Annotated in this window: 19 protein-coding genes and 1 pseudogene; 11 read left to right on the top strand and 9 right to left on the bottom strand. The window is 59.6% G+C overall.

Translation table 11 applies throughout. From position 1 onward, the window contains the following. Positions 1-516: 516 nt before the first annotated feature. Complete coding sequence (locus tag AB4Z19_RS01960) at positions 517-2,676, top strand: alpha-L-rhamnosidase-related protein (RefSeq protein WP_442034073.1); 2,160 nt, start codon at positions 517-519, stop codon at positions 2,674-2,676. Between the two features lie 352 nt (positions 2,677-3,028). Here the strand turns inward: AB4Z19_RS01960 and AB4Z19_RS01965 are convergent, their stop codons facing one another. Beyond that, positions 3,029-3,973: a LysR family transcriptional regulator gene (locus tag AB4Z19_RS01965; RefSeq protein ID WP_442026193.1), complete on the bottom strand. Its 945-nt coding sequence runs from the start codon at positions 3,971-3,973 to the stop codon at positions 3,029-3,031. 124 nt (positions 3,974-4,097) lie between these two features. Between AB4Z19_RS01965 and AB4Z19_RS01970 the strand changes: the two genes are divergently transcribed. From AB4Z19_RS01970 to AB4Z19_RS01990, 5 genes and pseudogenes are all read left to right on the top strand, one after another. Beyond that, positions 4,098-4,949 (top strand): aldo/keto reductase, encoded by an 852-nt coding sequence (locus AB4Z19_RS01970; RefSeq protein ID WP_442034075.1) that lies wholly within the window; start codon positions 4,098-4,100, stop codon positions 4,947-4,949. 8 nt (positions 4,950-4,957) lie between these two features. Next, positions 4,958-6,388 carry an MFS transporter gene (locus AB4Z19_RS01975; protein WP_442026195.1) on the top strand — a complete coding sequence of 477 codons (1,431 nt, stop codon included), beginning with the start codon at positions 4,958-4,960 and terminating at the stop codon, positions 6,386-6,388. Beyond that, positions 6,385-7,569 carry a (R)-mandelonitrile lyase gene (locus AB4Z19_RS01980; protein WP_442026196.1) on the top strand — a complete coding sequence of 395 codons (1,185 nt, stop codon included), beginning with the start codon at positions 6,385-6,387 and terminating at the stop codon, positions 7,567-7,569. Before AB4Z19_RS01975 ends, AB4Z19_RS01980 begins: the two co-directional genes overlap by 4 nt. Before the next feature lie 2 nt (positions 7,570-7,571). Continuing rightward, positions 7,572-8,660 carry an alpha/beta hydrolase gene (locus tag AB4Z19_RS01985; RefSeq protein WP_442026197.1) on the top strand — a complete coding sequence of 363 codons (1,089 nt, stop codon included), beginning with the start codon at positions 7,572-7,574 and terminating at the stop codon, positions 8,658-8,660. A gap of 377 nt (positions 8,661-9,037) precedes the next feature. Then, positions 9,038-9,169: pseudogene (locus tag AB4Z19_RS01990) on the top strand (AraC family transcriptional regulator N-terminal domain-containing protein); the annotation flags it as partial. A 6-nt stretch (positions 9,170-9,175) separates the two neighbouring features. Here AB4Z19_RS01990 and AB4Z19_RS01995 read toward each other — a convergent pair. Both AB4Z19_RS01995 and AB4Z19_RS02000 read right to left on the bottom strand, forming a co-directional pair. Further along, a complete protein-coding gene (locus AB4Z19_RS01995; protein WP_442029553.1) occupies positions 9,176-9,898 on the bottom strand; it encodes an alpha/beta hydrolase in 723 nt (240 codons plus the stop codon). After that, entirely contained in the window at positions 9,895-10,110 is a 216-nt protein-coding gene (locus tag AB4Z19_RS02000) for a hypothetical protein (RefSeq protein ID WP_442029549.1), read from the bottom strand. The genes AB4Z19_RS01995 and AB4Z19_RS02000 overlap by 4 nt, the downstream gene beginning before the upstream one ends. A gap of 393 nt (positions 10,111-10,503) precedes the next feature. Between AB4Z19_RS02000 and AB4Z19_RS02005 the strand changes: the two genes are divergently transcribed. Beyond that, positions 10,504-11,271: an SDR family oxidoreductase gene (locus tag AB4Z19_RS02005; protein ID WP_442034077.1), complete on the top strand. Its 768-nt coding sequence runs from the start codon at positions 10,504-10,506 to the stop codon at positions 11,269-11,271. An 859-nt stretch (positions 11,272-12,130) separates the two neighbouring features. After that, complete coding sequence (locus tag AB4Z19_RS02010; RefSeq protein ID WP_442034078.1) at positions 12,131-13,426, top strand: epoxide hydrolase family protein; 1,296 nt, start codon at positions 12,131-12,133, stop codon at positions 13,424-13,426. A gap of 164 nt (positions 13,427-13,590) precedes the next feature. Here AB4Z19_RS02010 and AB4Z19_RS02015 read toward each other — a convergent pair whose 3' ends face one another. From AB4Z19_RS02015 to AB4Z19_RS02025, 3 genes are read right to left on the bottom strand one after another with little or no spacing between them, the layout of a single operon-like run. Continuing rightward, positions 13,591-14,166, bottom strand: a complete 576-nt coding sequence (locus tag AB4Z19_RS02015; RefSeq protein WP_442028966.1) for an HD domain-containing protein — start codon at positions 14,164-14,166, stop codon at positions 13,591-13,593. Between the two features lie 13 nt (positions 14,167-14,179). Then, the gene (locus AB4Z19_RS02020; protein ID WP_442028967.1) at positions 14,180-14,563 is read right to left on the bottom strand and encodes a hypothetical protein; all 384 of its coding nucleotides are present in this window, start codon (positions 14,561-14,563) and stop codon (positions 14,180-14,182) included. A 43-nt stretch (positions 14,564-14,606) separates the two neighbouring features. Continuing rightward, positions 14,607-15,584, bottom strand: coding sequence for an aldo/keto reductase (locus AB4Z19_RS02025; protein ID WP_442034080.1), 978 nt, complete (start codon positions 15,582-15,584; stop codon positions 14,607-14,609). A gap of 181 nt (positions 15,585-15,765) precedes the next feature. Here AB4Z19_RS02025 and AB4Z19_RS02030 point away from each other — a divergent pair, with 181 nt between their 5' ends. Then, a complete protein-coding gene (locus tag AB4Z19_RS02030; protein ID WP_442023231.1) occupies positions 15,766-16,233 on the top strand; it encodes an Lrp/AsnC family transcriptional regulator in 468 nt (155 codons plus the stop codon). A 105-nt stretch (positions 16,234-16,338) separates the two neighbouring features. Here AB4Z19_RS02030 and AB4Z19_RS02035 read toward each other — a convergent pair whose 3' ends face one another. Both AB4Z19_RS02035 and AB4Z19_RS02040 read right to left on the bottom strand, forming a co-directional pair. Beyond that, entirely contained in the window at positions 16,339-17,646 is a 1,308-nt protein-coding gene (locus tag AB4Z19_RS02035; protein WP_442034082.1) for an ABC transporter ATP-binding protein, read from the bottom strand. Between the two features lie 33 nt (positions 17,647-17,679). Then, entirely contained in the window at positions 17,680-19,407 is a 1,728-nt protein-coding gene (locus AB4Z19_RS02040) for an ABC transporter permease (RefSeq protein ID WP_442034083.1), read from the bottom strand. A 90-nt stretch (positions 19,408-19,497) separates the two neighbouring features. Between AB4Z19_RS02040 and AB4Z19_RS02045 the strand changes: the two genes are divergently transcribed. Both AB4Z19_RS02045 and AB4Z19_RS02050 read left to right on the top strand, forming a co-directional pair. Continuing rightward, positions 19,498-19,800, top strand: coding sequence for a hypothetical protein (locus AB4Z19_RS02045; RefSeq protein ID WP_442023236.1), 303 nt, complete (start codon positions 19,498-19,500; stop codon positions 19,798-19,800). Next, the gene (locus AB4Z19_RS02050) at positions 19,773-20,087 is read left to right on the top strand and encodes a DUF4337 family protein (protein WP_442023238.1); all 315 of its coding nucleotides are present in this window, start codon (positions 19,773-19,775) and stop codon (positions 20,085-20,087) included. The genes AB4Z19_RS02045 and AB4Z19_RS02050 overlap by 28 nt, the downstream gene beginning before the upstream one ends. Here the strand turns inward: AB4Z19_RS02050 and AB4Z19_RS02055 are convergent. Next, positions 20,074-21,774 (bottom strand): methyl-accepting chemotaxis protein, encoded by a 1,701-nt coding sequence (locus tag AB4Z19_RS02055; protein WP_442023240.1) that lies wholly within the window; start codon positions 21,772-21,774, stop codon positions 20,074-20,076. The two genes, AB4Z19_RS02050 and AB4Z19_RS02055, sit on opposite strands and share 14 nt — an antisense overlap. Positions 21,775-22,044: the final 270 nt, after the last annotated feature.

A 22,044-nucleotide genomic window follows, 5' to 3' on the forward strand; every position in this document is an offset into this window, starting at 1 on the left:
AATCGACTGAGAGCCCACCACCAGCAGCTGACGTGGCGGAGCGGACAGATTTGTCGGTTTCATGGGTTTTCATCCTAGGGCACACCCTTATGCGTGGGGCGGCTACAGTCTCGCCCCAGTAGCGACCAGGGCTCACCTGCAGGCATTGTGTTCCAGGCCGCGATTATCTGGAGCACGGCCCCGGCGCCGGGGCGCCGCACCTGGCTTTTGCGGCGCAGCGTTGGGGACAAAGGCGGCGTGACGATCATTCCGGACGGTTGCCTCCAAGTAGACAGCAGCGTTGAAGTGCGCGGTATTCCGGATGCTGGCGATCAACACGCAGACCATGATGGCGACAGAGATAGAAATGTTAATGGTGATGTGACGAGGAGACGCGAGCATACAAGCGACGCCTCCTCAATCGTGATATCAGTCGTCTTAGGCCAAAAATTCTAAAGAATCTGATATCGAAATGGTTATTGCTTCGGTAGTAAAAGTAATCGCGAGGGCAGGACCGCCTGGATAGTATGAGAAGTTATGAGAACGCACTTCCTTCGCACGGCCATGATGGCCCTCGTTTTTTTATATAGCAGCTGGGCTGCCGCTGCCAGTCCGGCCACTTGGATCTGGTATCCGGGTGATTTCGAAATCTGGTTGAGCAACCAGATGCAGGTCAAGCGCGTCGAGCGTGATGCGCCCTTCATGCCGTTCTGGCGCTTCTACAGCCACCAGCCGCAGGTGAACTTCTCCAGGCAGGTCGAGCTGGCCGCTCCCGAGGAACTGAGCCTGACTGCCGAGGGCAGATACAGCGTGGTTGTGGATGGCAAATTCGTGCAGGGCGATCAACAGCACATTGCGCTACCTGCCGGCAAGCACACCATCAATGTCCAAGTCTACAATGCCGCGTCGCCGCCTGCCATTCTGGTGCGGGGCAAGACCATCGGCTCGGACGCTACGTGGACGCTGGGACCGACACCGCATTACAAGCCGGTGAATGGTGCGCCTATTCAAGCCGCGAGCTGGAATTTCAACGCTCCCGATACCCCTCCCTCGCATTATCGGTTGCCTACCCGCGAGGTGCCGGCCGTGAGCATGCAGCGCAACCCGCGCGGGCTGCTGGTGGATTTCGGCCGTGAGACCACCGGCTTCGTCAAACTGAAAAACCTCCAGGGCACCGGCAAGGTCGTGCTGTACTACGGCGAATCCCTGGAGGAAGCGCAGGCTACTGACGCCTGTGAAACGTTGGATCGCTATAGCGTGCACAGTGCCGGCGATTTCACCGCCACCAATTCCCGCGCCATGCGTTACGTGAACATCCAGCTCGACGAAGGCATGAGCGTGGACGACGTGTCGTTGATGTATGAATATCTGCCGCTCACGCAGCGCGGCAGCTTCCGCAGTTCGGATGAGGAGTTGAACCGGATCTGGGACGTGTCGCTGCGTTCGCTGCAGCTGAATACCCGCGAATTCTTCATCGATGGCGTCAAGCGCGATCATTGGTTGTGGTCCGGCGATGCGCTGCAGGCCTACCTGATGAACTACTACTCGTTCTTCGATGGCGATGCCGTCAAGCGCACCGCCTGGGCGTTGCGCGGCGCCGATCCGGTGGACATGCACATCAACACCATCCTCGATTATTCGCTGTACTGGTTCATCGGCATCCAGGACTACTACCGCTACACCGGCGATGAGGCTTTCGTGCGCAGCATCTATCCGCGCATGGTGTCGCTGATGGATTTCGTGCTGGCGCGCCGCAACGCCGATGGCATGCTGGAAGGCCTGCCGGGTGACTGGGTGTTCGTTGACTGGGCCAAGATGCCGACCGATGGCGAGCTGACCGTGATTCAGTTGCTGTTCGCGCGCAGCCTGGAAGCAATGGCCGACAGCGCGACACTGGTGCATGATGAGCCGCACGCGCTGCGTTACCGTCAATTGGCGCAGGAATTGAAGGCCAGGATCATGCAAACCTTTTGGGACCCGCAGCGCCAGGCCTTCATCCATCGCCGCAAAGACGGCAAACTGGACACGCTGGTGACCCGCCATCCGAACATGTTTGCGCTGCTGTTCGGCTATCTCGATCCGGCGCAACGGGAGGCGGTCAAACGTAGCGTGCTGCTGAACGGCCAGATCCCCGAGATCACCACGCCGTATATGCGGTTTTATGAATTAGCGGCGCTGGCCGAAAGCGGACAGCAGGCCTACGTTACCGGCCAGATCAAGGACTACTGGGGCGGCATGCTGCGCGCGGGCGCCACCTGCTTCTGGGAACAGTATGATCCCAAGCAGCAGGGAGTGGAACGGTATGCCATGTATGGCAAAGCCTTCGGCATGAGTTTATGTCATGCCTGGGGTGCCAGCCCGCTGTATCTGTTGGGCCGATACTACCTGGGCGTGCAGCCTACGCAGCCCGGTTATGCAAGCTATGTGGTCGAGCCGAATCTCGGCGGCCTTCAATGGATTGAAGGGAAAGTGCCGACGCCGCGTGGCGATATCGCCGTTTCGATGAGCGTGAATGAGATCAAGGTGAGTGCGCCTGGCGGGCAAGGCGTGTTGCGCTTCACTAGCGCGGTGGCTCCACACAGCAGCATGGGCGTGCCGCGACAGATTAGTCCCGGCCACTACGAATTGTCGCTGGAGGCTGGCAAGAGCTACCTGGTGGGCTACGTCCAGCCATCCGCGCAGCTTGGGCGCGATTGATATCGGGCAGCATTGCATCCTCAGTATGCGGCGCGGACGATTGAATATGGCTACTGCTGTTAATCGGTGGAAGGCACCCCTGATCGGCGCATGACGCCAAAGCTGCGCAGCTTCCTGGACTTCGCTATTCAGAAGTTTGGAGTGGACTTGCACGACAGCCGCGGCACTCAGTGTGCGTAACCTAGTTCCTTCAGGTGATAGGGGCGGTTATGCGCAAACCGGTGCACTTGATGTTTGCTGTAGATCGATCTGGTATCGCGTTCCAACCTGATTACTGCGAGGCGGTCAAATGAGTCAAACGCACCGTCGACTGAGAACAGCTGCGGATTCAATCTGTCAACGCAACACACCATCATAATGTGTTGCGCTGCAAATCTTTGTGCTTGAGTACGTATTCAGAATTGTCATCAAGCCGCCGAACTGCAAGATCGATGAACGCTCGTGCCCTCGCTGGCTGCGATGATCGGCTTCCAAAATAGACGAAGTAGCTGGCGTAATCTGGCATGTGGTCAGCAAGAATAGGAATCAGCTGGCCCGAACGGATGAACGGAGCAGCGGTGACGCCTGCAAGCTGACCAATTACTTTGCCAGCCAGAACTGCTTGTAATTCGAATAACTCATCATTACTGTAAATCGCCGGGACCACTGGCTGGTCGACCACCTGATCGCCCAGCCTTATCCGCCAAGGAACCACTTTTCCGGTGCTCGGATGCCGGTACACGCTGCAGCGATGTGAGGCCAGGGCTGTTACAGAATCCGGAATACCGTGTTTCTCGAAATATGAAGGTGCGCCGCAGATGGGCATCTGCACAGGGAACAGACGCCGTGCGATGACACCTTCATGGGGTGATGGTCCCAGGCGGAACCCTACGTCCACCCGATCTTCCACCCAGTTCCCGATTCGGTCTTCCAAGAGTACGTCAGGCTGAATTCCCGGGTACGTGTCGCAAAACTCTTCAACCAGCCGCCAGAGAATGGGTTGGAACGTCGTTCGAGGACCGGTGATTCGAAGGGGGCCAGCAAATTCGTCTTTGGCTGACTTTGCCGTTTGAAGTGCCCGTTGCATCCCTAACAACGATGGTTGGACGTCCTCAAACAGCCGCTGGCCCGCGTCAGTTAGTGACATTACTCGCGTGGTACGGTGAAAGAGGCGGGCGTCCAAATGCGCCTCCAACTGGGCCAATGCCTTACTTGCTGCTTGGGGACTAATTCCCAGCGCCAAGGCCGCCTTGCGAAGGCTACCCAACTCTGCCGCCTTAATAAAAGTTGTGATGGAACGGAGTTCGTTAATTGCCATTTTGGGCTCCCTGCGTGCTCATTATCATCAATTTTATGCTAATTCATCAACCTACCTGTCACTATTCAGATGTCAGAGTGCGGCCTACACTTCTTTTCATCAGATTTCTTATGAGGAGAACCACATGCAACACGTCGTCCTTAATAATGGCCTGCACATGCCGATCATTGGCTATGGTGTCTTTCAGATCGCCGACGCAAACTTGTGCCAACGTAGCGTTGTCGACGCTATCGAATCCGGGTATCGACTCATCGACACCGCGGCTTCGTACATGAACGAGGAGGCGGTTGGCCAGGGATTGAAATCCAGTGGCATCGCTCGCGAACAGCTGTTTGTCACCAGCAAGCTATGGGTCCAGGAAACCGGTTATGAGCGAACCCAGCAAGCAATCGAGAAGTCCCTGCGCCGCTTGCAACTCGATTACCTCGACCTCTATCTGATTCACCAGCCGTTTGGTGACGTGCATGGCTCCTGGCGCGCAATGGAGGACGCCTATCGTGCCGGTAAATTGCGTGCCATCGGCGTCAGTAATTTCCATCCGGACCGCCTGATGGACATCAAGGTGTTCAACGAGATTGCGCCGGCGGTCAATCAAGTCGAGGTCAATCCGTTTCAGCAGCAGCTGGAAGCAGTTCCGTTCATGGCAGAAATCGGCGTGCAGGCCGAAGCATGGGCGCCCTTCGCTGAAGGCCGCAATGGTCTCTTCGAGAACGAAGTTTTGGTGGAAATCGCAGCGCGGTACGGAAAGTCCGTTGGCCAGGTAGTCCTGCGGTGGCTCGTTCAACGGCGCATCGTCGCACTTGCCAAAACAGTCCGCAAGGAAAGGATGGCGGAGAACATCGCCATCTTCGACTTCGAACTCGATGACACTGACATGGCACGTATCGCGGCACTCGACACCAACACGAGCAGCTTCTTCTCACACCGCGATCCATCTATCGTCAAATGGATGTCCGAGCGCAAGCTCGATATCTGAGGTGCACCATGACCCTCGCCTCGCTGCGCTCGTCTGACCGCCATCAGGGTACGGTGCTGGCCATCATCGTGGTCAGCTACCTCATGATCGTGGTGGACATTTCTATCGTCATCACGGGCCTCCCTCGCATCCAGCACAGTCTGGGTTTTACCTCAGCCCAGTTGTCCTGGGTAACTAATGCCTACACCCTGACCTTTGGTGGCCTGCTGTTGCTGGGCGCTCGAGCGGGCGACATACTGGGTCGCAGGCGGATGTTCATTCTGGGCCTGTCACTCTTCACGCTGGCCTCGGTAGCGATTGGTATCGCTCCTTCCGTGACCTGGCTGCTAACCTCCAGAGCCGTTCAAGGAGCCGGTGCGGCCGTGCTGGCCCCATCGACGTTAGCTCTTCTTTCCACCAATTTTCCCGAGGGCGCCCAACGAACCCGTGCACTGTCTTTGTACGCTGCGGCTGCCGGCGTAGGTGCCACTCTGGGCTTGGTCCTGGGAGGATTTTTCGCTGACCTCGTCTCCTGGCGTGCGGGCTTTTTCATCAATCTGCCCATCGGCGCCTGCCTCATCGTTGCGGCACGCCGCCACATCAGCGAGACACAGAAGCAAGCAGGAAAGTTCGACCTGAGCGGCGCCATCAGCTCCACCCTGGGCATGGCCGCACTCGTCTATAGCTTTGTCCGGGCCGCGGATTCCGGCTGGGGTGACCACCTCGTGCGGGTAGCGTTGGCTGTCGGTGTGTTGATGATCGTTGCCTTCGTATTCATCGAACGGAACGTCAGCCAGCCCATTCTGCCTCTGCGCCTGTTGACTAGCCGGGAGCGGACAGGGGCATATCTCGCCCGCATGCTGTTTCTTGGCGGCGCCGTGGGATTCTGGTTTTTCTCGACTCAATTCCTACAGGGAGTGCTTCACTTCCGTCCGATTCAAGCCGGGTTGGCGTTTCTACCTGTCACACTCCCGAATTTTGCGTCTGCGATGGCGATACCGAAACTGGCCCGCCGTTACGGCAATGAAGTTCTGCTAGTTGCAGGATTTACTATTGGCTTGCTTGGATTCGTGTGGCTCGGTCAGGCCGATGCCGAGTCTAGCTACTGGACCAGTGTCGCACTGCCCATGTTATTGATTGGACTCGGACAAGGTCTTTTGCTGGCTCCTCTGACTGCTGCTGGCGTGTCTGGTGTCGCTCAAAAGGATGCCGGAGCAGCGTCAGGATTGGTGAACGTGGCGCACCAGCTTGGCGGAGCACTGGGGCTTGCGCTGCTTGTGTTTGTCTTTGCAAACGCAGCACCCACACAAGCGCAGGATGCCCCCGCTCTCGCGCATCGTATTTCAGCGGTTATGGATGTCGGCGCGTTGCTCCTTGGCTTAGGGCTGCTCGTTTCCTGGTTCCTGATTGTCGTGCCGCAGCGAGAGCGGCAGGCACAACAGCAAAAGGCGCTCTCATGAAATCACTTTCCCTTTGCATCGCGCTGTCCGGAGTGGCGGTGGCTGCTGAAGCACAATCCATTGCTTCCGCGGCTGCGCCGGTGATTGAAGTACGTTCGACATCAACCCAACCCGTCGCCACAGGAGGCCCGAACAACTTTACGGGTATCGCTCGTATCAGCTCACCGTTCCAGGCAGCCCCACCGGGCAAGGCCGGCGGCGCCACAGTAAGCTTCGAGCCAAGCGCCAGGACTGCCTGGCACAGTCATCCACTGGGGCAAACACTGATCGTCACAGCAGGCGAGGGCTTAGTCCAGCAAAAGGGACAGGCAGCCAGGATTATCCGAACCGGTGATGTCGTGAGCATTCCCGCGAATGTATTTCACTGGCATGGCGCGGGCCCCAATGGGCTGATGACTCACATAGCTATCGCGGAGAAGGAGGGCGGCGTCGCGGTCACTTGGCAGAACAAAGTGACCGATGAAGAATACCTTTCAGCCGTGCGCAGTACCGATCTGACGCCGGCGATAGCAGTCCAGCCTCGAACGCTCCCTGCGTCCGACACGCTGTCGGCGCGACAGCGCACTATTCCGATAATCGCTGCGTTCGAGGCGAGCAGCAATATGCCCAAACTCAACGCCGTCCTGAATCAAGGCCTTGATGCAGGATTGAGCATCAACGAAGCCAAGGAAATCCTGGTTCAGTTATATGCCTACACAGGTTTTCCAAGAAGTCTCAACGCACTTGGCGAACTGTTGAAGGTGGTGGAGTTGCGTAAGCAGCGCGATGTCGCGGACACACAGGGCCGTGAGCCTGGCCGGCCGGTTGCCACAGGCGCCGATCTGATAGCGGTCGGTAAGGCGAACCAGACGGAGATTTCCGGCGGGCCTGTAAAAGGCGCTGTGTTCGACTTCGCACCCGCTATCAACCAGTTCCTGCAGGCTCACCTGTTCGGCGATATCTTCGAGCGCGACAACCTCGACTGGCAGAGCCGGGAGCTGGCGACCGTCGGTGCACTGGCAGCAACACCAGGCGCCGAGGCGCAGTTGCGGTCCCACATGAGAGCAAGCCTGCGCGTGGGGTTGACCGCCGCTCAATTGCGTCAGCTTTCGCGGGCTCTGGCCGACGAAGTCAGCCCTGAGGTTGGGGCCCGTGCGCACGAAGCACTCACCGAGGCCCTGGCCGCTGCATCGAAAGGATAAACATGAACATCAATCGAATCCTGATGGCGGCTGCCGCCGCCATGACAACTCTTGTCGCTGGGTGCGCGACCAAGTCAAATGGTGCCGGTAACGTCGCCATTGGTGCTATAACGATTCAATCCCAAGGGAGCTTTGCAATCGGTGGCACGGTATTAAAGACACCGGGTAGCTTCGATAACAATAATCCGACGTCTGCGGGACAGAGCTTCCATGGCGACCACCTTTACGCCTTCTACCAAGTGCCTTTGAATCCGCGGCCTTTGCCCATCGTCATGCTGCACGGGGCATTTCAGTCAGCGCGCAGCTGGGAAACAACGTCGGATGGCCGTGAGGGCTTCCAGACCTTGTTCTTACGTCGCGGCTTCCCGGTCTATTTAGTCGACCAGCCGCGCCGAGGGCGCGCGGGGAATAGCACGGTTGCAGCATCTGTCGCTCCTACGCCGAACGATCAGCTTTTCTTTGACCAGTTCCGAATTGGTAAATGGCCGACATACTTCGAGAACGTGCAGTTCGACCACACGCCGGAGACTCTCAACCAATTCTTCCGCTCCGTCACGCCCAGTACCGGCCCCTACGACGCTGGTGTGATTTCAGACGCGATGGCAGCTTTGCTGAAGAAAACCGGCCCCGCAATTCTCTTTACACACTCGCAGGGCGGAGGCCCTGGCTGGCTGACGGCCGTCAAGACGCAGAACGTTAAAGCTATCGTTGCATTTGAGCCTGGTAGCGGATTCATCTTCCCGCAGGGAGAGCTTCCCCCTGCGATGCCCAGTGCGGCAGGGACGCTCGCGCCTGAAGTTGTTTCGGCCGAAGACTTCGATAAGCTGACGAGAATCCCTATCGTCATCTACTACGGCGACAATTTCCCATCGGAGCCGACCACCGAACGAGGCCAGGACAACTGGCGCGTGCGGCTTGCGATGGCGCGAATGTGGGTCGACGCACTCAATAAACACGGGGGCGATGCCAGGCTGGTGCACCTACCTGAGGTGGGCATCCGCGGAAACACGCACTTCATCATGTCCGACCTGAACAACGTGCAGATCGCCGGCCTGGTGTCCACTTTCCTCAATCAAAAGAAGCTCGATTGAGCCTTTATGCTTGGTCGCGTTCCCGCATCCAAGTCTCATCAGACCGACATCCATATGACCCATAACGCCTTCGACGCCAGGCGCCGCGATTTCCTCGGGGCCTCCGCACTCGCCATTTCCGCAATTACCTTTGGAGTTCGCCGGTAAAATGGGCAATCATTTCGCGAGTTTTGGGCAATCTGGGTGGGCAATCACCACCTAGAATCGGCTGCTCTGTTACTCTCTTTTGTTAGTAAGTAACGCCTCCACTGCAGCTCGACCAGATGAAGCCCTTGCATACTTTAGTTTCTGAGAAATATCGTGAACTAGCTCAATTGCTCTTCGCGCATACTCCGCATGACGGAAATTTCGACCTTCCAATTCCTGGCGCCCACGTAATGCGTGCATCTCGCGCTAACAAGGAGCTGGCACACGACATCGCAAGACCTTGTCTTTGTCTTGTTGCTCAAGGAGCCAAGATTGCGATGCTCGGTAGCGATGTGTTTCGATATGACAACGCCGCGATGTTGGTCTATTCAATTGAAGTGCCGGTCGCCTCGCAAGTGGCAGCCGTGCATCGCCAGCCAGCGTTTAAAGCTGTCGAACCATCCGGTACTGGTCGTGGTCTTGGGATACATGCCGAAACCGTGGCCGCCTTGTTCGTAGAAATGGAATTCCACCGGACGCTTTGCCGTCCGCCAGCTGTCGATCAGACCATAGCCGCCATGACCAAACAGCGGGTCATCCGCAGCAAGGGCCACGAACAAGGGCGGCGCATTGGCAGGCACCGTCACCGGCGCCAGCGGCCCGTAGATATTGGCGATGAAGGCAGGGCTGACGTCCTGTGCGTGCAGCGCCGTGGACATTGTCAGCATGGCGCCGGCCGAAAAACCGAGCATGCCGATACGGTCGGGGTCTATCTTCCATTCGTCGGCGCGCGAACGCAGTAGCGCAAAGGCGGCGCAGGCATCTGCAATCTGGACGGCATAAGTTTGCGCAGGACTTTGCTGGGCCGATGCGCCGGCCGTTCGCGCGTCCTCGGAAAACAGCTTCGCCATGGCTTGCTCAAACGCGTCCATATCTTCTGGCGTTTGAATCAGGCGATACTTCAGCACAAAGGCGGCGATGCCTTCCCTGGCCAGCGCCTGCGCGACCTCCCAGCCCTCATTACTCATCGACAGCGTGCGGAAGCCGCCGCCGGGCGCCACAACAACTGCGGCGCCACTGGCTTTTGCCGGGTCCGGCAGGAACGGCGTCAGCGTGGCGACCGTGACGTTGCGTGCGAAGTCACTGCCATATTGGCGGTGCCAGGATTCCCCTGCCTTGCTTCCGCGTCGGCCCGGATTTCGGCGCCGATTGCAGCGCCAGGGCCAGCCGCCGCGCAGCTCAATGCGGCGTACAGCGCTGCACGCGCCAGTTCGTTTTTCTTGTCTCCTTTGCGGCCTGTCTGGTCGCTTTTTTTCTTCCGCATATACGCTCCATGTTAGCGGGGGTGTCGAAATGGTTGCGTTAACATTGGATGCAAATGTAAAGCGGAAGTTGGCATTGAACCCATAACTTCTTTGTGTGTTTTGATATTGAAAATAGTATGCGTTGATGCCGTCTGGCGCAGTGCCCGGATGTGGACATGGCCCGCGATGCAGGCCGCGCTCATGCTTTTTGACACGTCGACCGTGCGTCGTTCTTTGACGATGCCGCGGTACGTACCTGACCTACGTCTCAGTAGCGGTGACGTGGCAAACTAAAGTAACCTGTTAAATTATGTTTGACGGGTTATTGGGGTGGGCGTAGAGTGGGCCAATGCGTGTCATGTGGATACGTAAATTCGGCGGTTGTGTCGGCCAACTAACAATTAGGAAAGAACATGAAATCTGTGGCGATTGTCACCGGCGCTAGCTCGGGAATTGGAAGATCAACGGCGTTGCGCTTGGCGCTTGACTTTGGGGCCGTGGTGCTCGTTGCACGAGGAGGCGAGCACCTCTCGGAAGTTACAGAAGAGGTCAGGGCGATGGGGGCTGAGTCACTGATGATTGAGCAGGATTTGTCAGCGATAACGGCGGCAGAAAGAATTGTCGGCGAAACCATGGCGCGGTTTGGTCGAGTCGACGCTTTGGTTAATGTTGCGGGTGCTGTGCCAGGAATTGATGTGTTTCAAATGACGGATGAGCAATGGAACACGGGGATGGAACTCAAATTTCACGGTGCACGGCGCTTGACGATCCGCGCATGGGAAGCGCTGAAGGCATCAAAAGGCGCGGTGGTGTTTGTTTCTGGAACAGCTGCGATTAACCCAAAACCGGGCGCGGCCGCTGTTGGCGCGATTAACGCGGCGATTGAGGCGTTAGCGAAGGCGTTTGCAGAACGCGGAATAGAAGACGGTGTACAGGTGAATAGCGTGTCGCCCGGCGCCGTCATGACGAACCGGCGGCTGGGGATGTTGGAGAAAGTGGCTGCTTCGAAGGGAGTAACACTCGACCAAGCTAAACAGATTTTCCTGGCTCAGGCCGGTATCGGGCGCTTCGGCGAGCCCGAGGAAATTGCTGAACTGATGGCGTTCATGGTTTCTCAGAAGGCAAGGTGGATGACAGGGTCTGTTGTGCGTTTCGACGGTGGGGAAGTCAAGTCAGTCTGATTGGTGCCTGAGTGGGGGCGTCGGCTAGGCGCATAGTGCATGGTCGAAATGTGCCGAGGGTCGGCGATGGAATTGGGGAAAAGAAGTCAACGGGGCTGGGTCGCGGGGCGAGCAGGCGGCTCCAGACTGGGCCTATTCCTTCGCAAAGTGAAATAGTAAATTGCGCTGCGAAGCGCTACTGTTTCAATAGTCGCCTGCCTAGAATTTTCTCATCAGCCCATCTTACTGAGGAAATTATGAATAAGTTGTCTTCTCGAGTTACCCAGATTATTACGTTACTTGCATCTCCGCCACTGAATGCCTGTTCTTCGTAACGCAAACAGGTGCATTCGATTTCCACTTGACGCACTGATCCACTGAATCAGCCTGCTCGAACGTTCCGCCACAAGCAGCGGAGCTGCCGCTTCATCAAATCATGATCAAACGAGTAGCAAACGGCTCGCATACGCGCTCCGTGACGCGCTGCCGTCACTGGACCTTGCTGCCAAACTCGGCGCAGGAGCGCTACATGAACCGCCCGGCATGGCGCAGTGCGAATTTTTTGGTGCCTTTTTCGGGGGAGGGGCTTTACTTGCGTCGCCGATCATGTGGTTTCCGTCGGTGCGTCGCCTCAATATGAACCCCACCGTCGGATTCCCACTGCTGTAAGAAGCGATATTGCTCGCCATTGAACAGCAAAGGCACAGCGCACCCCTTACTGCAGCGCCTGGAAATCGTCCTATTATTAGGATAAGCGCCTGGATCGAATTCACAGCGTCGCGTATCCGGTTTCAAATAATCAGATTTGGAAGTGATCCATCCATGCTGACTGTGCCGCGCTCATCACCGGCCCTCTTGGTTCATTCAACACGAGGTCGCTATGTCTAAAAAATATCCATTATTTGCCCGCCGCAGTTTTCTCGCCACGCTGGCTGCTGCCGGCGCCATGGAATTGCTGCCGCTTACGCTGTTTGCCGCCAGCGCAGACAACGCTATCCGTCCGTTCCGCGTGCATATCGCCGATGCGGCCTTGGTCGATCTGCGCCGCCGTTTGGCGGCGACCCGCTGGCCAGCAAAGGAAACCGTCGACGACGCCTCGCAGGGCGTGCCTCTGGCCAAGCTGCAGCCACTGGTGCGCTATTGGGAAAAGCGCTACGACTGGCGCAAGGCGGAGGCCAAACTGAATGCGCTGCCTCAGTACCTGACCAATATCGATGGCGTCGATATCTACTTCATCCACGTGCGCTCGCGCCATCCAAACGCGATGCCGCTGCTGATGACGCACGGCTGGCCCGGCTCCATCTTCGAATTCCTTAAGCTAATCGGCCCGCTGTCTGATCCGACAGCCTTTGGCGGCCGTGTGGAGGACGCGTTCGACCTGGTGATTCCCTCGATTCCCGGCTACGGTTTCTCCGGCAAGCCGACTGTGACGGGCTGGGACCCGGATCGTATTGCGCGCGCATGGGCCGAGCTGATGCAGCGGCTGAACTACAGCCGTTATGTCGCGCAAGGCGGCGATTGGGGCGCACCGATCACCAGCGCGATGGCGCGCCAGGGGGCGCCGGGGCTGCTGGGTATCCATCTGAACCTGCCGGCCGCCGTGCCGCCCGAAGTGTCGGCCGCACTGGCCACTGGCATGGCGCCGGCCGGCATGTCCGAGCAGGAACGCGCGGTGTTCGATGCGCTGCTTGCCTATGGTAAGAAGGGCAACTCGGCCTACTTCACGATGCTGACCGCGCGGCCCCAAACCATAGGCTACGGCATGACGGATTCGCCGGCCTTCCTGGCGGCGCTGATGCTGGTCCATCCGGGCTTTGCTAACTGGAAGTTCGGTGCCGATGCCACGCAATCGCCCAGCCTCGACGAAGTGCTGGATGACCTGAGCCTGTACTGGCTGACCGACACGGCGACATCGGCCGGCCGCCTGTATTGGGAAAACGGCGCCCGCGGCAGCGTGATCGGTTCCGCTCCGCAGAAGACGCAGGAATTAGCCTTACCCGTGGCCATCTCGGTATTCCCGGATGACGTGTACCGTCCGCCGGAAAGTTGGGCACGCCGTGCTTATCGCAATCTGAGCTACTACCATGAGGTCGACCGTGGCGGCCACTTCGCTGCATGGGAACAGCCGGTGTTGTTCGCGGAAGAGATGCGGGCAGCGTTCCGGCCGCTGCGCTAAGCAACCGCCGCAGATTGGCTGCCAGATATCGACCGCTCCTAGGCTTTTCGAAAAGCTGAACAAAGGTCCGAGTTGGGGAGGTGAATGCCGTCCCAGGGCTGCGTGCCGCACTGCGAATCTGCCGGGGACAGCCGGGACTCCCGGCTGCTGGCATAGGGGGCAGGTTATTTCTCGAAGTGAGACCTTACCCAGTCGCGAGCCAGATTCCACAGCTCCGGCGCGCCGCGCTGAATGATCGGTCCGTATTTGTCGAGTACCTGCTCGTACTCCACACGGTTTTGTGACCACGTTCCGCCGTGCGTAAAGATATTCACCAACAACGGCTGGAAGCGGTCCAACGCTTTTGCAAACTGCGCGTCTGCGGACTTTCCCTCCTCAAATTCCCGCCACATTCCGCTCAATGCGCTATTCTGGTTTTCTGGAAGGAGGCCGAAAATGCGCTCCGCCGCTTCTTGCTCCAATGCCGATTGATTGCCGTTCGATGCACCGTGAATTGGCGTATCGCCCGCATCGACTTCAACGATGTCGTGAATCAGCAGCATCGTCAGGACGCGAGTAATGTCTATGGAACCTGACGCATAGTCCGCCAGTATCAGCGCATACATAGCGAGATGCCACGAGTGCTCGGCAGAATTTTCGTTCCTGCTCTGGTCAAGCAGCGGTGATTGCCGAATTACCGATTTTAGCTGGTCGATTTCGCGTAAAAAATCGATTCGGCGAGACAAATCATTTGTGTCCATCGTCTGTATTTTTTCAAGGTTGCGAAAGCCACCGTAGCACCGCATCCGCGGTATCGGCAGGATTACTGTTGAAAGCGATCTTTGCTTTCGGTGCGTGGGCATGGACCAGATTCAGTACCTTCTCGAACAGCAAGAGTAGCTCCGGCGGTTCGCGCAAGCCGGCGCCGATCACAATGCAGTCGTACTGTTTGGCTTCCAATGCTGCCGCGACAGCTGCTTCGGCGGTCGCCCCGCGGTCGATCCAGCAGCTATCGGCGTCGAACCCCATGGCGCGCAGACCATCGATCTGAGCATCGATATACTGACGCACGAGCTCTACTGTGAGGTGCGGAAAGGCACTGAAGTCTGCGTATTTCGGGTCGATTCCAATCGCGATCACCGCTGGTTTGGTCGGCATATAGGGCTCCACGTTCGGCGTATAGATAATGCGGGACGGCCGGCTATTCGAAAAAGCTGACCGCATGCGGCACGTAGTGCTGCTCAAGCATGTCCAGTTCATGACGATCGAGTTGCAACGACAGTGCAGCGACCGCGTCCGCCAAGTGGTGCGCTTTAGTAGCGCCGACGATGGGTGCGGCCACACACTCCTGTTGCAGCAGCCAGGCGAGCGCGATTTGCGCGCGCGGCACTTCGCGCCGGCTGGCCACTGCGCCTACGGCATCGACCACCATCTTGTCGGCAGCTTCCGTGGCGTTATAGAGGCGTGCCGCCGTCTGGTCGAATCGCACCCGGTCGCTGCTCGATGCCTCCTGCCAGGGCCGCGCCAGGCGCCCGCGCGCCAGCGGCGACCATGGCAATACGCCGATGCCCTCGGCTCGGCACAATGGCAGCATCTCGCGCTCTTCCTCGCGGTTGAGCAAGTTGTAGTGAGGCTGCATCGACACGAAGCGGGTCCAGCCATGTTGCTGAGCCAGGTATAGCGCCTTGCAGAACTGCCAGGCGTACATTGACGACGCGCCCAGATAGCGTACCTTGCCGGCCTTGACCAGATCGTGCAGCGCTTCCAGCGTCTCCTCGATCGGCGTGCACGGGTCCCAGCGGTGAATCTGGTAGAGGTCGATGTAGTCGGTGCCCAGCCTGCGCAGACTGGCATCAACGCCGGCGCAGATTGCCTTGCGCGACAGGCCGCGTCCGTTTGGACCAGGCCGCATCGGATAATACACCTTGGTCGCGATGACGACATCGTCGCGCACGGCGAAATCGCGCAGTGCGCGCCCCAGAACTTCTTCGCTCTCGCCGCCACCGTACATGTCGGCGGTGTCGAACAGGTTGATGCCTGACTCGAGGGCTTGGCGAATGTAGTCGCGTCCCGTGGCTTCGTCAGTGCGCCATTCGCGTGCCTGCACGCCGTAGCTCATGCAGCCGAGGCCGATAGGAGATACCTTAAGGCCGGAATGGCCGAGATTCACATAGTCCATAGATCTGCTGATTATTCAGAAGGAGAGAATAGGAAAGATTGCAGTTGAATGGATGACTATTCTGAACACCGTACAGGCAGGAGTACATGGGTAATGTAGCGTGAATTTCACCAATTCCCTATACTTCCAAGGGAAATATGATATTTCGCCTTATTTCAGGTCTTTCTGTGATGGAACTGCGATGAAACGTTTCCGCTATGCAAATGGAGAACTGGATGCCTTCGATACGGCCATCCTGCAAGGACTGACGCAGGATGCACGCATGCCGATGCGCGAGCTGGCCCAGCAAATCGGATTATCGGCGCCTAGCACGGCCGAACGCGTACGCCGGCTCGAGGAAGCCGGGGTGATCGAAGGCTATTCCGCGCGCATCAATCCGGCCGCAATTGGCTTGCCGATAGGGGTGTACCTGCGCATCCGCCCGATGCCCGGCGAACTGGAGCGAGTGGCGGCGCTGTTGAGGACGATGGGCGAAGTGGTTTCGTGCGACCGGGTGACCGGTGAGGACTGCTTCATCGCGAAGGCGATGGTTCCCTCTGTCGCCCATCTGGAGGCCCTGATTGACCAGCTGCTGCCATATGCGACCACCAATACTTCCGTGATTGTCGCCACGCCCATCGCACAGCGCGTGCCTGGGGCCAGTGCCTGACCATGGTCATTTCAGCTAAGCGCTTCATGGCCGATATCAGTGTGTTTAACCACTTGGTAGACGGCCGCATGGAGCGTTTCTTATGGTCAGTACGTGAGACTGCTGCTATTCGTCGGCTTCGCCCCTGGGCAGTTGAATCGTTCCGGTGTGGAAGGTGTACTCGAACAGGTTGGCATAGCGGCCCCATTCGATGGCGACGCGCAGCGCGCTTTCCGCCTCCTCGGGGTTGAGCGTGAAGCGCAGCAGCCGCAGGAACAGTTCCTTGGGCAGATCACCCGACCGGTCCTGTTCCAGGCCGTGGCAGATATAGGCCACCAGGGGGACGTGCTCCAGCAGCTGGCCCGCAAAGATGGTCTGGCGCTCGGTATGGTCGCCGGCGACAAACTGCTGCCCGAGCGGCGTGATGGCAATGTCGCCGTGCGCCAGGCTGGCAAAACCGAGCAGGGCCAGGGCGATCGACACCTCCAGCAGTTCGCGGTCGGTCAGTTCGGTTTCCTCGGCCAGCTTCGGCAAGTCGGCGCTGCCATGGAAGGGCTCCTCCTGCAGCAGTTCCAGCACGCCTTCGATGCGTGCGCTGTCGGCTTCCGGCAGCCGATCGCCCAGTTGCAGCTTGGCCTCCTTATCGCTGGTGCTGCGGCCGGCCCGCGCGGAGCCCGCGGTCATCAGGCCGTAAACCTCGTCGATCAGCTGGCGCACTTCGTTGGCGTCGACGGTACGCGGGCGCGGCAGGGCAATCGGCAGTTCGGCGCGGACGCGGCCAGGATTGCTGGCGAAGATCAGCACCCGGTCGGCCATCATGACCGCTTCCTCGATGTTATGCGACACCACCAGAATAGCCTTGGTGGGAATTTTGCCGGACTCCCACAGATCGAGGATTTCCTCGCGCAGGCGCTCGCCCGTCAGCACGTCGAGGGCGGAGAAGGCTTCGTCCATCAGCAGCACTTCCGGCTCCATCACCAGCGCGCGCGCGATGCCCACGCGCTGGCGCATGCCGCCGGACAGCTCGCGCGGTAACGCGCCTTCGAAGCCAGACAGACCGATCAGATCGATGACTTTTTCGGCGCGCTGCGCGCGCTCGGCCTGGGCCACGCCTTGCGCCTCCAGTCCCAGTTCGACGTTCTTCTGCACGGTCAGCCAGGGGAACAGCGCGAACGACTGGAACACCATGCGGATGCCGCGGGCAGCACCGTGCAGGGGCATGCCGTGGTACATGACCTGGCCACTGTCGGCGCCGATCAGTCCCGCCAGAATACGCAGCATGGTGGATTTGCCGGAACCGGATTGCCCCAGCAGGGCCACGATTTCCCCCTCGTGCAGGGTGAAGTCCACGTTGTCGAGCACGGGACGGGCGGAGCCATCCGCGGCGCGGAAGGATTTTCCGACTCCGGACAGTTCGAGAATAGGCGTTGGCATGGGCGGGTCCTTGAATTGATGCGTGCGATGCGCTTAGAAATGCAGCCGGTTCTCGGCCAGGAGGTACAGCCGGCGCCAGACGAAATGGTTCAGGCCCATGACCRGGATGCACATGATGCCAATGCCCAGCGCGATGCGGGGAAAATCGCCCTTGGCCGTCATCTCGGCGATATAGCTGCCGATGCCATGCGCCTGCAGGGTGGTGCTGCCCCAGGTGACGTATTCGGCCACGATGCTGGCATTCCACGATCCGCCGGTGGCGGTGATGGCGCCCGTGACAAAGCTCGGGAAGATCGCCGGCAGCAGGTAGCGCCGCCATTTGAGCCAGCCGGACAGGCCGAAATTCTGGGTCGCATAACGCAGTTCGGACGGAATGGTGGAAGCGCCGGCGATCACGTTGAAGAGCAGATACCACTGGGTGCCGAGAATCATCAGTGGCGACAGCCAGATATCCGGGTTCAGTTTGAAATGCACGATGCCCACCACAGCCACGGGAAACATCAGGTTGGCCGGGAAGGCGGCCAGGAATTGCGCGACGGCCTGCACGCGCTGCGCCAGGCGTGGATTCAAGCCGATCGCAACGCCGACCGGAACCCAGACCAGGGCCGCCAGAACCAGGAGCAGCATGACGCGGCACAGGGTGTACAAACCGAGCACGCAAACACGGCCCGCCTCGGACCAGCCGACCTCGGTGTGCACGAAGTGCACCAGGGTCCAGGCCGCGTACAGCACCAGGGCCGCGATGATGGCGTCCCAGATACGTTCTGTCGCCGCTGATTTCGCCGGCGGCTGGGCGCGCACCGAGGTGCCGTCGTGGTGCCGGCGGAACAGGGAGAACGAGCGTTCCAGGAGACCGACCAGCCGCAGCGCGAAGCCCTGGATGCGTTCCGTGCGGCGCAGCCAGGTCAGCAGCCACGACTGCTGGGCGGTGTCGCCGCCGGATTCTTCGACACGGAACTTGTCGGCCCACGCCAGCAGGGGGCGGAAGAACAACTGGTCGTACAGCAGCACGCCGATCAGCATGGCGCCGATGGCCCAGCCGATCGCCGCCAGGTCGCGCTGTTCGATGGCCAGCGCGATGAACGATCCGACGCCGGGCAGCTTGATGGACTGGCCCGAGACCGAGATCGCCTCCGCGGCGACCACGAAGAACCAGCCGCCGGACATCGACATCATCATATTCCACAGCAGGCCCGGTACCGCAAACGGCAGCTCCAGGCGCCAGAAGCGCTGCCATCCGGACAGCTGGAACACGGTCGCGGCTTCCAGCAGCTCGGCCGGAACGATGCGGAATCCCTGATACGCGCTGAAGGCCATGTTCCAGGCCTGCGAGGTAAAAATGGCGAAGATGGCGGCGCATTCCACGCCCAGCAGATTGCCAGGGAAGAGGGCGATGAAGGCGGTGACCGTGATCGACAGGAAGCCGAGGATGGGAATCGACTGCAGAATGTCCAGCAGCGGCACCAGCACTTTTTCGGCGACGCGGTATTTGGTGGCCAGGACGGCGAACACGCAGCTGAAGATCAGCGAGGCGCCCAGCGCAATGAACATCCGCAGGGTAGTGCGCAGCAGGTAGTAGGGCAAGGCCGTGGGAGCCAGCGACAGCGGCAGCGGCTCTCCCAGATTGTACGGGTGCGCCATCTGCGCGCCGCCATAGGCCAGCAGGATTAGCACCGCCAGCACGATGGGCAGCAGAGCCCAATCCCACCGGTTGCCGGCGTCCACGACCTGGCGCGGGAAAAACTGTTTTCTTTCGCTCATGCGGTCCTTTGGCAAGATGGGTCGGAAGGCGGACGTCCCGTTCCCGTGGGGACGCCCGCGCTCGCGATTGTACGCGGACGGAGCAGCTTCGTGCCAGTGCAGCGCGGAGAACTGGCGCCAGTGGCCGTGCGCCCGATGCCGGCGCCGGTCGCGGAAGCGGTCCCACAGCCGCTTGCGCCCGGATACACCTGGATTCAGGGCCACTGGGCTTGGCGCGACCAGGGCTGGCAGTGGCAGCCTGGCCACGGGCACAAGGGCAGCGCGCGCCCGATGCCACCGGTCATCGTGGAGCAGATTACCGTGGCACCAAGTCTGAGCCATTTCCGGGGCCCCGGTCATTGGACCTGGCGCCACAATGAATGGGAATGGACGCGCGGCCACTGGGAACGGTAAGTCCGCATCCCGTTCTGGAGGCCCGGGCGCTGGCCTTGGAGAATCCCGCGCCGGCAGCGTATGCCAGCAAGGGGGCGGACTACCGTGCCGCCTTAGCCCGCTACGCCGGCGAAAAGCAGGAGATCCAGACGCGCGCGCTCCAACCGGAATCGCAACGCGACGCGGCCAAACAGCACGGCAAGCCGGCGGGGCAGACTAGGGCGGCATGGTTCCCGTTTGGCGCTGCGCGATGCCGCTGTAAATTGCCGGTGCGCGCGATGTCGTTCTTCCGTGCTAGCCGCCAGTAAGTTGCGTGGTGGTTTGGCCAATGCTGTGGACCGATGCAGCGGCGGCGTGGTCAACCCGCCGCAAGGGCTTGGCGGTCTGGGGCACTGGGATCACAGCTGAGGAGGTGCCGTGGTGCGCGCCGGCCAGCCGGAAAGTGCTGACAACCAGGTTCAGGCTGTTGACCTGGTCCTGCATGGCTTGCGCGGCCGCAGCTGCTTCTTCAACCAGCGCGGCGTTTTGCTGGGTGACGTCGTCCATCTGGGTCACCGCCGTGTTGATCTGCTCGATGCCCGCCGACTGTTCCTGGCTGGCCACCATGATCTCGGACATGATGTCGGTCACCCGTTTGACGCTGGAGATCACCTCATCCATCGTCGCGCCGGCCCGCGACACCAGGCTATTCCCGGCCTGTACTTTGTTGACCGAATCGCCGATCAGTTCCTTGATTTCCTGGGCGGCTGCGGCGCTGCGCTGCGCCAGCGTGCGCACTTCGCTGGCGACGACCGCAAAGCCGCGCCCCTGTTCGCCCGCGCGCGCTGCTTCGACGGCTGCATTCAGCGCCAGAATATTGGTCTGGAAGGCGATGCTGTCAATGACGGCAATGATGTCGACAATTTTGTGGGAGGAGCTGTCGATTGCCGCCATGGTATCGACAACCTGGGCCACCATCGCCCCGCCTTTGGCTGCGACATCGGAGGCGCTCGCGGCCAAGCCATTGGCCTGGCGGGCCCGGTCGGTGTTCAAGCGTACCGTGCTGGTCAGCTCCTCCATCGACGACGCCGTTTCCTCCAGCGTACTGGCCTGATGTTCGGTGCGAGAGGACAGATCGAGGTTGCCATTGGCAATTTGCCCTGCTGCGCTGGCGATCGTGTCACTGCTGGTGTAGACCTGGCCGACGATGCGGGTCAGGCCGTCGCGCATGGTGAGCATGGCCCAAAGCAGACTGTGCTTGTCACCGTCGCGGGGATGAATCGGTACGGTCAGGTTGCCGGCCGCGATTTCATTGGCAATGGCCGCGGCTTCAGTTGGCTCACAGCCCAGCTCGTGCACCAGACTGCGGGTGATCAGCCACGCGGCGGCGATGCTGGACAGCACGGCCAGCGTGCCCACCACGAGTATCTGCTGGCGTGCGCTGTCATAGGCCGCCTGGGCGACAGCCACCGCGTCGGCGTTCTGTTTGTCCTCCAGGGTGATCAGCTGGCGCAGCAGGTCCCACCATTGCTTTTGTACGGGGCGGAATTGATAGCGCAGCAATTGGTAGGCCTGGTCCTGCTGCTGGTGTTGCGCGAGTGCTTGCGCTTGCTTGTAAAGTGGCGCTGCCAGTTCGCCTTGCTGGCGTATGTCCGCCAGCAGCTTGGTTTCCTCCGGGGTAGTGAGGCTGAGGTCCGAGAACATCTTGCTTAACTTGTCCAGCGCATCCGCGTATTTTCTTTCCTGATCGGCGATGCGCTTGATTTCGATTCGGATTTCCTGATCTTCCTTAAGCAGAATCAGGTTGCGCAACGCCAGGGCCCGCTCTGTCACCGTGAGATCCATCGTCTGTGCCAGCCGGGTTTGCACATCGTTGACATTGGTAATCTCGATCATGCGCGCTTGAATTTGCTGCATGCTGCGCAGCCCGAGTGCGATGATCACCAGCAGCAGGAGCGAGACCAGACTAAAACCGATGCCAAGGCGTTTGGCGACGGTCACAGTTCGCAATACCATGTTTGCCTCCTGGTTCTGTTGCCGCGTTAGCGCGAGCGTATTGGCACATAGAATGTTAGAAGGTAGGTCGCGGCCAGATTGTCTCCATTAATCACGTTCAGCATCGCTACAACAGCACAAAAAATGATTGACGTGGACATCGTAGAATTTTAGGAAAAGCCGCTGTGAGGCATGGTGGCCGGTCCGTTGAGCGTCTGCGTCCCTCGGGCTGGCAAGCGTGAAGCCTTGCAGTGAGACGCCGGACCAGATCGCATGGCTGTGACGATGTCA

The sequence above is a fragment of the Pseudoduganella sp. RAF19 genome (assembly GCF_052114165.1).
Lineage (GTDB): Bacteria > Pseudomonadota > Gammaproteobacteria > Burkholderiales > Burkholderiaceae_D > Rugamonas.